Annotated in this window: 11 protein-coding genes and 1 pseudogene; 3 read left to right on the top strand and 9 right to left on the bottom strand. The window is 67.1% G+C overall.

Features of this window, described 5'->3' with window-relative positions; translation table 11 throughout:
• Positions 1-6: 6 nt before the first annotated feature.
• Positions 7-465, bottom strand: coding sequence for a DUF2752 domain-containing protein (locus tag ACH49X_RS31175; protein WP_323124571.1), 459 nt, complete (start codon positions 463-465; stop codon positions 7-9).
• A gap of 88 nt (positions 466-553) precedes the next feature.
• Positions 554-732: pseudogene (locus ACH49X_RS31170) on the bottom strand (glyoxalase superfamily protein); the annotation flags it as partial.
• Positions 733-924: 192 nt separating this feature from the next.
• Here ACH49X_RS31170 and ACH49X_RS31165 point away from each other — a divergent pair.
• Both ACH49X_RS31165 and ACH49X_RS31160 read left to right on the top strand, forming a co-directional pair.
• Complete coding sequence (locus ACH49X_RS31165; RefSeq protein ID WP_357110632.1) at positions 925-1,977, top strand: alpha/beta hydrolase; 1,053 nt, start codon at positions 925-927, stop codon at positions 1,975-1,977.
• 239 nt (positions 1,978-2,216) lie between these two features.
• The gene (locus ACH49X_RS31160) at positions 2,217-2,672 is read left to right on the top strand and encodes a hypothetical protein (RefSeq protein ID WP_195077990.1); all 456 of its coding nucleotides are present in this window, start codon (positions 2,217-2,219) and stop codon (positions 2,670-2,672) included.
• Positions 2,673-2,808: 136 nt separating this feature from the next.
• Here the strand turns inward: ACH49X_RS31160 and ACH49X_RS31155 are convergent, their stop codons facing one another.
• The 4 genes from ACH49X_RS31155 to ACH49X_RS31140 all read right to left on the bottom strand — a co-directional run bounded on the left by ACH49X_RS31155 (position 2,809) and on the right by ACH49X_RS31140 (position 8,605).
• Entirely contained in the window at positions 2,809-3,555 is a 747-nt protein-coding gene (locus ACH49X_RS31155; protein WP_357208947.1) for a hypothetical protein, read from the bottom strand.
• A gap of 61 nt (positions 3,556-3,616) precedes the next feature.
• Positions 3,617-5,449 carry an MFS transporter gene (locus ACH49X_RS31150; RefSeq protein ID WP_357110627.1) on the bottom strand — a complete coding sequence of 611 codons (1,833 nt, stop codon included), beginning with the start codon at positions 5,447-5,449 and terminating at the stop codon, positions 3,617-3,619.
• 395 nt (positions 5,450-5,844) lie between these two features.
• Complete coding sequence (locus ACH49X_RS31145; RefSeq protein ID WP_357208945.1) at positions 5,845-7,587, bottom strand: hypothetical protein; 1,743 nt, start codon at positions 7,585-7,587, stop codon at positions 5,845-5,847.
• A gap of 67 nt (positions 7,588-7,654) precedes the next feature.
• The gene (locus ACH49X_RS31140; RefSeq protein WP_357208943.1) at positions 7,655-8,605 is read right to left on the bottom strand and encodes a cytochrome P450; all 951 of its coding nucleotides are present in this window, start codon (positions 8,603-8,605) and stop codon (positions 7,655-7,657) included.
• Between ACH49X_RS31140 and ACH49X_RS31135 the strand changes: the two genes are divergently transcribed.
• Positions 8,588-9,043, top strand: coding sequence for a hypothetical protein (locus ACH49X_RS31135; protein WP_357110620.1), 456 nt, complete (start codon positions 8,588-8,590; stop codon positions 9,041-9,043). The genes ACH49X_RS31140 and ACH49X_RS31135 overlap by 18 nt on opposite strands.
• A gap of 681 nt (positions 9,044-9,724) precedes the next feature.
• Here the strand turns inward: ACH49X_RS31135 and ACH49X_RS31130 are convergent.
• From ACH49X_RS31130 to ACH49X_RS31120, 3 genes are all read right to left on the bottom strand, one after another.
• On the bottom strand, positions 9,725-10,759 hold the full coding sequence (locus ACH49X_RS31130; RefSeq protein ID WP_195077984.1) for a small ribosomal subunit Rsm22 family protein: 1,035 nt from the start codon (positions 10,757-10,759) through the stop codon (positions 9,725-9,727).
• 69 nt (positions 10,760-10,828) lie between these two features.
• Positions 10,829-12,088: a SpoIIE family protein phosphatase gene (locus tag ACH49X_RS31125; RefSeq protein ID WP_357208941.1), complete on the bottom strand. Its 1,260-nt coding sequence runs from the start codon at positions 12,086-12,088 to the stop codon at positions 10,829-10,831.
• The gene (locus ACH49X_RS31120) at positions 12,085-12,894 is read right to left on the bottom strand and encodes an alpha/beta hydrolase (protein ID WP_357208939.1); all 810 of its coding nucleotides are present in this window, start codon (positions 12,892-12,894) and stop codon (positions 12,085-12,087) included. Before ACH49X_RS31120 ends, ACH49X_RS31125 begins: the two co-directional genes overlap by 4 nt.
• Positions 12,895-13,381 lie beyond the last annotated feature (487 nt).

Below are 13,381 nucleotides of genomic sequence, written 5' to 3'. Positions count from 1 at the left end.
CGCGTGTTACACGGGTGTGAACAGGGTTCCCCACGGCGTATTGCGTACGACGGTGTAGATCGCCAGCAACGCGAAGAATGTCCACATGGTGGTCCGGCTGATCGACGGCAGCCGCATCTTCCGGCCGCGCCACGCTTGCGCCGTCCAGTCCAGCACCCAGACCGCGAAGGCGAGAACCAGCGGCAGCGCGAGCAAGTTGCTGTGCAGGGCATCGATGACATGCCCGTCGGTGAGATTGTGCACGGCGCGCATCCCACCGCAGCCGGGGCAATACCAGCCGGTCAGGGCGTAGACCGGACAGGTGCCGTAGGAGCCTTCGACGTGCGGGTCGCGCACGTGCAGCAGCAGGCCGACACCCACGCCGACGCCCGCCACCAGCAGCGGGAGCGCCGCCCCGCGCCACCCGGTCTTCGGCTCGGTTCCCGGGTCCGTCACCGGGGCGGAGGCAGGATGCGCGATGTCCACCAGTCAACGGTAACCGGGCGGTGACATGCGCCGCTACGGCGCCGACTCCGATCCACACGACGCTGCCCGGGGTGCCGTCCCCGTGGTGCTCGCTGAGATGAAGCGTCGCCTCGGTCCGGGAGACCTGCGCGTAGAGGGGGAACTCGGCGCGAACCGGTGCTCCCAGTCCACGGCGAAGCCCAGGTAGTCCTGGTAGAACGCATAGGTCCGCGCGACGTCGAACCTGCGCACGACGGGTATCGGAGCGGCGAACTCGATGGCGGCCATGCCGCGATCTTGGCATCGAGGCCCGACAACCTCGGAAAAAGCACGTACGACTTTTTCTGCCGAAATGATCTTTTGCCGTACGAATCCGGGGGTACTCCCCGATATAGACCACGAACACCGGCGTGCAGCGCTAACACTAGCAAGCACCGTTGCTTGCACTGTACGGTGACGGTGGACACAAAGGAGTGCCTGATGCTGGTGAAGTCGATGAAGACGCTGGCGGACGCGTACAACGGTGCGCTGACCGCCGACTACCGCGCCGGACTGCGGTCCCGCACCTTCCGGACCGCGTCGTTGAACGCGCCCACCGCCCGCCACGCGGTCATTCCGGTCACCACCAAAGACGGCGCTCGCCTGCGGGTGCACGCGTACGGTCCGGCCAAGGGCGATGTCATCGTGCTGATCCACGGCTGGAGCTGCAGCATCGAGTACTGGAACCCGCAGATCAACGCGTTCGCCGACCGGTACCGGGTGGTCTGCTACGACCAGCGCGGCCACGGCGCGAGCGAGCCGGGCAAGACCCTGCCCAGCAAAGAGTCGCTGGCCGACGATCTCTCGGCCGTGCTGGCTGCCACGCTGCGTCCAGGACAGCGTGCCGTGCTGGTCGGCCACAGCATGGGCGGTATCACCGTGCAGGCGTGGGCGGCTCGCTATCCGGAGCAGGTCCGCAAGCAGGCCGCGGCCGCCGTCCTGTTGAACAGCACGTCGGGCAACATCCGCTACGACACGGATCTGCTTCCCCTGCTCAACAAGCCGTTGACGTTGGCGGATCGCCCCCTCACTCTGTTCGGCGCCAGCGTGCGGATGCCGATGATCGTCGCGGAGACACTGCTGACCGCCCCGGTCCCGCTGCCGGGCGGCTGGCCGACCAGCGCGCTGCTCAAAGCCCGCGTGATGACCCCGCACGCGACCGCGGACCAAGTGGAGTTCGCGCTCGGCATCGTGCGCTCGTGCAGGCCGCTCACCCGCGGCAGGCACGCCGCCGCACTCGCCGACATGGATCTCGCCGAAGCCGCCGCCGCTCTCACCGTGCCCACCACGGTGATCGCGGGCGCCCACGACCGCTTGCTGCCCGAACGCATGTCCCGCCGCATCGCCGATGCGCTCGCGGAAACCGGTCACCTGGCCGCCTACCACGTCTGGCCCACGGGGCACTTGGGCAATATCGAAGCCGCCGATCGCTTCAACGCGGAACTGGCCGCCATCGCCGAGAGCGCACACCTGCACTCCGCGGCCGCGGGCTGACCCCGGCGAACGCTGCTCCTGGGCGGGACTGAGGCCCCGGTCGAGGAGCAGCGTTTCCGAACCACGATCGGCCCGCCCCGCCACAATCTCCAACCGGCGGTCGCTTGTCTTGAATTGCCGGGCACTCCGGTGCCGGATCACGGCTACTCAACGCACCCCACATAGGCTCCCGTTAACACTCCGCGAACTCATGTCGACACAGCAGACAGACAGTTTCGGTCCGACGAAGGGAGCAGCGGGTGAATGTTCGGCATCGTGTGGCGGTCTTGGCCCTGTCCATCGGCGCACTCGGTGCGACCGCCCCGGCGGTATCCGCGCTCCCCCTCGGTGTCCCCCCGGCACGAACGCTCTGCGCCGGGGGCGGCGCGGGCATCGGCATGATCGCCGCCTACTACGACCCCGACCGCAACTACTCCGGCGACCCCACGCTGTGGATCCGCCCGGAATTCGTCTTCGCGCCCGACCGGCCCGGCGGCTCCTGTGGCGTCACGGTCACGGTCTCTTGGCGTAACTCCGACACCGGGGTGTTCGGCACCCTGCCGCCGATCCGGCTCGATGACAACACACCGGCCGAGGAGAACGTCGCAGGCGCCTGGGTGCCGGTGTCCATTCCCTCCGGTCTGGGGCGCGTGGAAGTTCTGATCGCGACGGACGCGCCCCACGTCCCCGGAAAGGGAGTCTTCGTCGTGACGTAGACCATGCGCCCGGCGCTACGACGTGCTCCCACCCGGATCCGGGCCAGCGGCGCCGGGCCCCTCGGCCGTCTGACGCCGCCGGCCCCCGCACGTGGCGACCCATGTGCTCAGGCCGCGACGCGATGCGGATCGTCTCTCAGCCGGCGGCGCGGCGCGCCTTCATGCTCCGGACCCACTGCGCGACAGCCGCGACGGCCGAGAACATCGCCGTCGCTCCGGCCAGCAGCGCGGTGCCGGTGAGTTTCGCGGTCGAGAACTCGACCTTTCGAAGCCCTGGCAGCGGATATTGCCCGTTGCCCGAAGCCCATCGGATCACGTAGCCGACCTGAGTGCCGAGGTCGGTGGGCGGGCCGGAGCCGATCATGGAGCGCAACTCCGGTCCAGCCCCGTTGAGATAGATCAGCGTGAAAGCGATGAAAAGCGCGACCGCCACCGCCGAGCCGGTCGTCAAACGAGCCAGCGCCTCGGTGCGCGCCCAGAGATTGGCCAGCGCGGCCAGGACGGTCAAGAAGATCGCGATTGTGGCGAGAACGGCCCACTTGCCGCTCAGGTTGGAGTGAGCAGGCGGGTTCTTCGACCAGAGGCCGACGAGCGTAGTGGTGATATGGGTTTGCCCGAAGGCATTGCTCCAGATCGTGCCGTCCGGTCCTCCGGTGGCGAGCCACGGCTTGAACAGGAGGGTGAACGTGACGACGCTCCCAGCCGCGGCGCCCAGATAGCCCCAGTTGTCCCGGAGCAGTAGAGCCAGCGGTCGCAGCGCTGCCCGGAATTGCGGCGCCTTGGCTCGCAGTCGCGGCATCCTGGCCCGGAGTTTCGGCAGCCGCGCCCGAAGTTTGGCGACGTCGACCCGGCGTTTTCGAGTATCGCCCGGCGAGCGGCTCATCGAGGCTGCCTGTTGCTGCCGGTCACGACTCGCTCGCCAAGGAGTTGGCTGCACCATCTCGCTAGTCCCCCTTGACCGAATCGGTACATGGTGCGCCGTCGAACAACGGCTCGCTGACCACGGCAGCGGGCTGCCGTGCGGCCGGTTGCCGGCGAGTGGCTGTCTCCGGAGCCGTCAAGGTGTCGCCGCCCGCCTCGGCGTCGACGGCCAAGCCGGGAGTCGTCGCCTCCGGTTTCGCCACCGACAGCGGATCCGCGATGTCTTCCAAGGACTGACCTTCGGCGTTCACTCCGAAGAACCAGGCGACCAGACCACCGAAGATCATGAACCCGGCGCCGATGAGGTATCCCACCGTGAGGGGGAACCGGTCGGGACTCGGGTTGTCGGCGCCACCGACCAGGTGGCCGAAGAGGAACGGTGCGACGACCCCGCCCGCGCCCTGCGCGATGGCGAAGAAGAACGAGATGGCTTGACCGCGCAATTCGAGCGGGAAGATCTCGCTCACCGTGAGGTAGGCAGACGATGCCCCCGCGGAGGCGAAGAAGAAGATGACGCACCAGAAGAGAGTCTGGGTGACGGCGTTCAGGATGCCTGCGTTGAATGCCCAAGCGGAAATGAAGAGCAGGAAACCCGAGCCGAGATAGGTAGCGCAGATCATCTTCCTGCGGCCGATGCTGTCGAAGAGCGGGCCGAGCACCAAAGGACCGATCAGATTACCGACGGCGAACGGGAAGAAATAGTATCCCGTGTGATCGGACGGCACGTCGTAGAAATTGATCAGCACCAAGCCGACGGTGAAGAATATGGCGTTGTAGAGAAATGCCTGCGTGGCCATCATCGTGAAGCCGAGGAAGGAACGCGATGGGTACCGGCCGAAGAAGATCCTGGCCATCTGCAGGTAGGACAGCCGATCCGCGTCCACGATGTCCAAGGCTTTGCTCTCGTCGACCGGAGGGAGCTCGATTCCCTGGCTGCGCACCTGCGCTTCGATCTCATCGACGGTCCGCTCCGCTTCCTCGGCCCGCCCGTGCGTGAGCAGCCAGCGCGGGCTCTCCGGGATGTGCCTGCGCAGGAAGATGATGATGAAGCCGAGGACGGGCCCGATGAAGAATCCGATCCGCCATCCCCAGCCGGTCGGGATGAAATTCTCGTTGAACAGGATCAGGCTCGCCGCCGCTCCCAATGCCGCGCCACCCCAATAGGTGCCGTTGATCGCGATGTCCACCCTGCCCCGATACCTGGACGGCATGATCTCGTCGATCGCGGAATTGATCGCCGTGTATTCGCCACCGATTCCGGTGCCCGCGATGAAGCGGAACAGATACAACGACCACGCGTTCCACGAGAAACCGGCCAACCCGCTGCCGATCAGATAGATCGCCAGGGTCAGGATGAACAGTTTCTTGCGACCGAGCCGGTCGGTGAGCCTGCCGAACACCAAGGCGCCGACGACCTGACCGGCCAGATACCACGAAGCCATCGCACCGACCTGCCCGGACGTCAGATGCAGCGCCTCGACGTCTTGCAGCGGCCCGCCCATGCTGCTGACGATCTGGATCTCGATTCCGTCAAGGATCCAGGAGACGCCGAGCCCGACGACGATGAGCCAGTGGAACTTGGTCCACGGAAGCCGGTCCATCCGGGCGGGCACCAGACTTCGCACGACCTTGGTTTGTGTTTCCAGCACTTGACGGATCACCTCGATTTCAGAAGAAGGCCGGACCGCCGCGGGGCCTGCGGGACGCCCCTGCCCGAACGCCGCGCGGGGATCACCTCGCCCCAGGGTGACCTCGACCAGTGGGCCGAACCCGGCGCCCGGAACGCGAAAGCCCCAGCACAGCGCGGTCGTGAGCGGGAATCGCGTCTCGACATCCGCACTGGTATCGCTCCTCAACGGCCTGAGCGGAACATGGTTACGCCCGATTTACGTAGCTATTGGATCGTTGTGAATTGTGCCACTAACTGGCGGCGCATTAAAGCCCGGCATCAGTCTTCCCACTGCTGACACCACGCGGAACCCGTTGAGCGACATGGCGTATTCAGGCGTCAGGGGATCGGCGGCCAAGGTCGCACCCCCAGCCTCTCCTGCGCGTCACGCTGCGCTGACGGCCCCGACCACATCCATCGTCGGAGCCGAGCAGGTCGCCGGCTTGCCATCCAACAGTGATCCCGCCCAGATGTCAGCAGTTTCCGCTCACGGGCGGGACTATCGGCATCGTCCGGGTCGAAAGCCCGCTATGGGCTGAGCAGACCGCCTTGTTCCGCGGCCGGGGGGCCGCATCGAAGCGGTCACGCGGTCATAGAAGAGTGCGTGTTGTCGAGCCGGAAATCGAGGCCTGTTGCCGGGGTGTCATGTCGGCCCCTTCCCCGGAGATACGCCACGATGGTCGCGGCGGAGTCTCGTTCGAACCTGATCGACTCGTCGAGGAACTCGGTTGCCGAGATGGCCAAGGTCGGGTCCGCGTGGCGCAGCGCGGTCACCAGGCGGCCACCGCGGTACAGGAGCGCCGGATCGCGACCGGAGGATTCCCATTCGGCGGCGTCGAATTCGGTCCGCCTGCGCCAGATCAGCGCGGCCTTCTCGTCGGAGATCCAGGTGCTCAGCCTGCGCCAGGTGAGGAGCAGATTGTGCGCGAGATGGGTGGATCGGTCGTCGACGGTGAGAATCCGGGCTCGGGTCAATCGTGCGAGGAGCCGGGAGCCGGACGGCGTCCTGGCGGCGACCCGGTCCAGCTCCATGTGCGGTAGGAAGCGGCGCACAACGCTGCCGTCGGTGTGGACCGTGACCAGGTGGAGCAGCAGTTGCCGGGAGTCGGTCTTCTCCTGATCGGAAAGCATGTCCCAGGCCGTTTCGGCCATGCGTTCCACGATGCCCGCCACGCCGCCGATCCGGGCGAGCCCTGCCACGGTCAACGTGTTCTTCTCGCGGGTCGACCAGAGTGCGCGCAAGGTCATCGAGAGCAGCGGCACGGCGCCGGGCTCGGCGAATCCCGGGTGCGCGTGGTGCGGCGGAAGCCGGTCGATCAGCGTTGACTGCAGCAATTCCGCCACACCCGGCTGGACGGTGACGCCGTGGGCGCGTGCCGGGTCGGTGATCGCCGAGGCGATGTCCTGCGGGCCGAGCGAATCCAAGGTGAGGCTGTTGTGCTCGATCGCCTCGGCCAGGACCGGATCGCCGGTGCAGGCCGCGACGGCGTCGGCGCGGATCACCAGCAGAATCTGCGCCATCTCGGAGATCTTGTGCAGTACGGCGAGGAAATGAGACACCTGCTGCGGATCCGAGCGATCGGTGAACAGGTCCTCGAACTGATCAATGATGATGAGGGGGCGGCCATTTCGGCTCGGTTTCATTCGCTCGAGCAGGGCGTCGTAAACGCGGTCGACGTTCCCATGGTCGGATGCTTCGATCAGTGACCGGATCGGATTCGCACCGGGACTCAGCAGCACGGCTTGCCGATTCGGCGCCGTCGACTGCAGCGCGGGCAGCAGTCCCGCCCGCAGCAGTGACGTTTTGCCGACCCCGGAGGCGCCGACGAGTGCGAGGTACCTGCCGGGCCCCTGCACCAGTCCGACCAATTGCTCGACGGCACGAGCCCGCCCCGCAAGAGGTGTGACCGAGGACCGATACGGGTCGAGGCCCGGATACGGGACGGTCTCGGGTGTCCCGGTCTGTTCGACGACCGGCGATCGGGCCATCGACCACAGCGCTCGCCAGCTCGGCATACTCAGCAATTCGATGGATGCGCCCGTACGACGCCGCACGCGCTCGCCGAGTTCTACGAGGACGGGAGCCAGCGTCTCGAATCGCGCTGGAACGTTGCGTCCGGCCTTCCAATCGCTGATCCGCTGCGCCGAGACCGTTACCGGCCGTGCCGCGCCCTTGGATTGCTGAGCACGCCGCTGGGCCCGCATCGCGACGCTACGCAGTGATGGGCTGTCCGCCGCGTCGTAGAGCGCCGCGAATCTGCGCGCGAACTCCTCGCGCGCGAAGTGCGCATTGTTCCCACCACTGAAGTGAACTGCTGGCCTCACGGTCAACACCGCCCCCGTTCCGCTCGTACAGGCACTCGGTTCCGCCCCCGTGCCCGAATTTGGTGTCTTACAGCTTTGGACGAGGCAGCAGCCTCGTCGGTTCCCTTCTTCTTCCGAAAGTTCTAGCAACAGATCGTGAGACGTGCCCGCGCTCTGTCAGATCGGACAGTTCGCTCGACTCCTGCCTGCGGCTTCGCTGGTTCACCGGGATGCCGCCGGGCTGCAGCAATGTGGCGAATTCTGATGTGGTCTGGGCGAGTTGGGGTAACCGGAGGGCTCCGGCGGCGGTGACGTGCCGCGCGGCGAGGACCATCTCGATGGTGCCGAGATGGGATCCGGGGCACACGCGCGTGCCCGAGCCGAACGGGAGATAGACGTGCCTGCGCTGGCCAGCGGCTCCGCTGGACCAACGATCGGGGTCGAAGTGGTCCGGCTCGGTCCAGTACCGATGATCTCGGTGCAGCAGATATGGGCACATAACCACCTCGTGACCGGGTTTCATCCGAAAACCCGCCACCTCCGTGGGGCGAACGGCGGTGCGCGAAAGAATCCACTGCGGAGGGTGCAGGCGCAGTGTCTCCCGGATCACCGAGAGTGTGTAGGCGGCTTCGGTCGGCAAGCCCGCGGCGGTCAACCGGCTGCGTCCCAGCTCGTCGGTGACCCGCGCTCGGATGTCCGCGTGGGTGCCCAGACGAAGCAGCAGCCACGACAGGGCGACGCCGGGAACGCCGGGCGCGGCGAACATCGCCATCCGCAGCACCGCGAGGATCTGAGCCTTCGACCTCGGTTCGGCGTCGTGCAGCAGGACATCGAGCAGGTCGCGCGGCGCGGCGGGTCGCGGCGAGTGCGCACGCGATCCGATACATTCGGCCAGCAGCGCCATCAGTTCCCGGTTGGCCGAATCCGCCGCGGCCGCAGCGGGTCTGGGCAGCCAGCGCACCCGGGCCTCGGCGCGATCGATGGTGTCATAGGAGCTGGCGAAGAGATTCGTGGCGGCAGTGTGTATGTCGTCGATCAACGACTGTGTTTCCGCATCGCCGCCGAAGCAGAAGTCGGCGATCCCCCGGCCGCAGAGATCGCGGCATGTTCCGACCAATTCGGTTCCGAGGCCGGCCAGATCCGCGGGGAGCCAGTGGGGCGATCGCGCGATGTGGGCGTCGACGATGTCAGCCCGGAAGCCGCGCCACAATTCACGCCGGACCGTCATCCAAGCGGGAAGCCGGGCCAGTCGCGCCGCGCGGCCTCGTGCTCCGGCGATGCCACCCGAATCGATGACGAAGTTAGTGTTCGTTTCCGCGAGCACGCGGTGCACAGTGTCCGGTTCGAACACCGCGATGACCCCGCTGGCGAGCCGGGCGCCGTCTCCGCCGGTGCGCTGAGCCTGCCGGAGCCAGGACAGCGGATCGCGCCGGAATGCGGCGAGATCTCCGACGGAGCCCCCCTTCCCGATCAGTGAACGGGCGGCCATTGATCGCACGTGTAGTACAGGTAAGCCCGAGCGACCCGCGCTCGGGTGAGCCGAAGGAACCAAGCGGTGGCAATATCTCGCATAGTGTGAACCAGTCCAATTCTGAAAGGAGGATCGATCGGTACCTGGGAAGAATGGCACGCGCGGGATCGTGGTTCAATGACGGCTGCCGGAATTATCGAGTTCTCGCAGGCCAGTTGCGATGGAAAGTCGTCCGGTCCGGACATGGTGCCGCGGACGAGCCTGCGCATCGAGCTCGCGGCCCGGCACGCGAGCGGAGCGCGGTGACACCGGGCACGATGCCGGACCGGATCACGTCATGCGGAACATCAAGCGCATCCTCGCTGGTGAGCGTGGTCGTACGGCGGGGCGGTTGTCCGGTCCGGACAGCATTTTCGGACCGTTGACCTGCGCTGGCGTCCTCGGTTCGAACTCTCCTATTGAAAAGCGCCGATGGCCGCCATACCGTTCGGTCCAGAAAGCTTCTCGAGAACCACCAGCCGTGGGAGTCGGCGTGTCGTTCGCCAAGGAGTCGGGGAGGAAGCGGTGGGAAGGAAAAGTGTGCCGCGTCTTTCGGCGATCCGAATTATCGCCGCCAATTTTTTCATGGGCGGAAATTCAAAATTCCGCTTGTCCGAGCGGCCAGTTCGGAGAATTTCTATTCCCCGGTTACCGGTGTTTCGACTGATCGATTCCTTCGGGCGCTGGCGGTCGATCCGCCGCGCGGGGGGATATCGGCCAGGCGTCGCCCCAAGCCACGTCTCTTGCCCCGCGATACGCCGCGCCGTGTCGCTTGGAGACGAGAGCTTGCCGCATGCCGTCGTCGGCCGTGCAGACCTGCAGCGTGACCAAGCCCTTGCGTTTGACCGGATGCCGCAGGATGCGGCCCGGGGCGGGGGCGTGCGCGGTCCGGGACGCGATCACATAGCAGAACTTCTCGTCCTCATGGCCGAGTTCGCCGCCCTTCAACCGCCGGTGCAGGGAGGTGCGGTTGATGCGCGTGCTGAAATGGCACCAGTCCGTCCCCTCGGCCAGCGGGCACACGTGCTGATGCGGACAGGGGGCCACGACAGTCAGCTCGGCCTCGATCAAGATGTCGCGGGCGGCGAGGATTCTGCGGTGGCCGTCCGGAGTTCCAGGCTCGATGATCGCGACCACGTCCGCCCCCTCGGCCGACCGAGCCACCAGGTCGGCTTGGTCTGCCGCGGAAAGTTCGCTCAGCACGTAGGAGATGGTGACGAGGTCGGCCGCGCCGAACGGTTCCCGAGCGGCGAACGAGGTGCGCCGCCACGCGGCGGAGCGCATCGCCGCGGTGGTAGCGCCGGCCGCGAGTTCGTGCCCCAGCCGCAGCGCTTCCTCCACCTGATCGAGAATGGTCACCTCCGCCAAGGAGGGGAACAGATCTGCCGCTGCCCACAACGCCGCGCCGGTGCCCCCGCCGATGTCGAGCATCGTCCCGGGTCGGAAGCCGGGCGCTCGGTCGGCGAACCGCTCCAGCGCGCTGCGCACCGCTGCCCACGTGGCAGGCATGCGATAGGCGGCGTAGGCGGTGACGTCTGCGGTCGAGGCGAGAATCGGCGACGCTGCCGGGCGTGGGTCCCGGTACCGCGCGATCAGCCGTTCGACCGAGGCGGCGAGCTGCCGCTGGGGAACGCCCGCGCATGCCCGGTCGAGGGCCTCGACGAGTTCGACGGGCAGTTCCACCCGAGAAAACTCCTTCGGTCGGTGATGGCTGGCCCGTCATTCTGGCACGGCCTCTCCGCCAGCCGCGTCTCAGCGCGCGGCGCCCCGGGGCTGAGGTAGCGCGTGGAGGGCCAGGAGGGCGGTGTCGTCCTCCACTCCCGGCCCGAAGGAGTCGAGCAATTCCCGGATCGCTTCGATGCAGCCGGAGGCCGTGACGGGCGCCAGCGCGCGAGCGAAGTCGGCGAGGGCTCGGTCGCCGTAACGACCGCCGTTCTCCGTGACGCGAGCTTCGGTGAGTCCGTCCGTGTAGAGCAGCAGCGTGTCCCCGGCTTCGAGCCGGAAACTCCTGGTGACGATGTGGGCATGCGGGATGGCCCCGATCAGCTGGCCACCCCACGTGTGCATCTCCTCCACGTCGCCGTCGGCACGCAGGAGCAGCGCGGGCGGGTGCCCGCCGCCGGCCAAGGTGATGTCACAACCCTCGCGATCGGGTGTGGGCCGGATGAGCCCGAAGATGATCGTGCAGAAGCGGGGCCTGTGCCCGTGGTGTCGCTCGGTGAGCGTGGCGTTGAGCATGTCGAGCACCGCGGCCGGGTCATGGGTGTATGCGGTGGCCGTGCGCAGTGTGTACCGGGCCAGTGAAGTGAGTGCGGCGGCGGGGGCTCCCTTGCCGCAGACGTCGCCTAGGAACATTCCCCAGGTGTCGGCACTAATGGGGAACAGATCGTAGAAGTCGCCGCCCACCTCGTCGACGGAGGCGATGTGGTAGTACGCGGCGACCTCGAGGCCGGGAACTTCGGGCAGGTCGGGTGGCAGCAGAGTGGTCTGCAAAGTGGCGTTCAGACGCTGCAGGCGTTCGCGCTCCTGCTCGGCTTCGCGCCGTGCCCGCAGCAGCTCCGTCTCGTAGGCCCGGCGCTCGCGGGCGTCGAAGACGGTGGTGCGGATCAGTAGCGGTTGCCCCTCTCCGCCGGTTTTGACGTGCGAACTCACCAGGACGGGTAGTCGGCCACCGTCGGCGGTCTTCATCTCGAGGGCGATGCCGCGAATGTCGCCCTGCATCCGGAGCAGCGGTGCGAAATGGGTTTCGTGATAGAGGCGACCACCCACGGTGAGCAGGTCGGAGAAGTGTTTGCGGCCGACCAGTTCGTCGCGCCGCCAGCCGAGCCAGTCCAGGAGCGTGGCGTTCACTTTGGCGATGCGGCCGTCCAGCGAGGTGGAGAGGTATCCGCAGGGGGCGTTCTCGTAGAGGTCCTCGGCGCTGTCCTCCAGTAACGCGGCGAACACCGCGTCGTCGTCCGTCCCCGCTCCGAGAGCACTGCCGCCCTCTCGGTCGCCCGCCTCGCCCGTCATCCGGTTTCGGCGGCGAAGGCGGCGATGGCGGCGGCGGTCTCGGCGGGAGAACTGAGCTGGGGGCAGTGTCCGGTCGCGGTGAGCGTGACCAACCGGCTGCCCCGGATCCGTTCGTGCACGAACGCCCCGACTTCGGGCGGGGCGATGGCGTCGGCGGAGCATTGCAGGATCAGCGTGGGTACGCCCACCTCGTCCAGATCGTCCCGGTTGTCGGAGAGGAACGTGACCCGGGCGAACACGCGCGCGATCTCCGGGTCGGTGCGACAGAAACTGTTGGTGAGTTCTTCGGCCAGCTCCGGACGGTCCGGGTTGCCCATGATGACCGGCGCCATCGCACCCGACCAGCCCAGATAGTTCGCATCGAGCGCTTCCAGGAGTTCCTCGATGTCGGCGGCGCTGAAACCGCCCCGGTACCCGGTCACCGGATCATCGATGAAGCACGGCGAGGGCGTCACCAGGACCAGTCCGGCGAATGCCGCGGGCTCGCGTGCGGCGGCGAGCACGCCCATCGTCGCGCTGACCGAGTGCCCCACGAAGACCACCGGCCCCAACTCCAGCCCGCGAAGCAGCGCCAGCACATCCTCCACGTAGCCGTCCATGCTGGAATACCGCGACGGGGTCCACGCCGAGAGATCCGAGCGGCCCGCGCCCACGTGGTCGAACAGGACGACGGTGAAGTCGCGCTCGAGAACCGGCACGACCAGCCGCCACATGTGCTGGTCACACCCGAAGCCGTGGGCGAGCACGACCACCGGCGCGCCGATCTTGCCGCGCACGCTCACATGGTTCCTGCTCAATAACTCCACACAGACACCTTCGCAGAAAACCCACGCGCGCGCTCACCCCGGGGTTGCCCTGGTGAGTGACATCGACGCGGAGCCTCCGTCGACAGCGGAGGACGCCGGGCCCGTCGCACCGCGAGCCGCTACCTGCTCGGCGTCACACCGGCCGGCCGCCGGACACTGCCCTCGAGGCTTCACCGGCAAAACCGAGACTCCGGACCACGAGCATGCGCCCACCCTCGAACAGCGGACGCGAGAACTGGCCGAACCGCGAACGCATCAGATCGGCGAGCTGGCTGTCCCAGCCCGACACTGCCCATCATGGTTCGGTCCATGACGCCGAGAAGTGGCTTCGCTGTGCCGAATTCAACTTCCTCGGAATGTCGCCCCTCGCCCGAGTTCTCGTTCATCGGGCTGCCGTGTACACACGAGCTGGATCGACATCTCGTTTCCGTCTCGCCGGTGCGGGTAGCTCCGAAGAGGAATCAGCGCGATCGTCGGCATCGGTTGG

It is taken from the genome of Nocardia sp. NPDC019323 (assembly GCF_044389845.1).
GTDB lineage: Bacteria > Actinomycetota > Actinomycetes > Mycobacteriales > Mycobacteriaceae > Nocardia > Nocardia implantans.
The sequence above is the reverse complement of the archived record's forward strand: the minus strand, read 5'-3'. Positions and strand labels throughout refer to the sequence as shown.

Coding starts and splice junctions, on each gene's coding strand:
- ACH49X_RS31165 (WP_357110632.1), top strand. CDS start 925: ATGCTGGTGAAGTCGATGAAGACGCTGGCGGACGCGTACAACGGTGCG.
- ACH49X_RS31155 (WP_357208947.1), bottom strand. CDS start 3,555: ATGAGCCGCTCGCCGGGCGATACTCGAAAACGCCGGGTCGACGTCGCC.
- ACH49X_RS31125 (WP_357208941.1), bottom strand. CDS start 12,088: ATGACGGGCGAGGCGGGCGACCGAGAGGGCGGCAGTGCTCTCGGAGCG.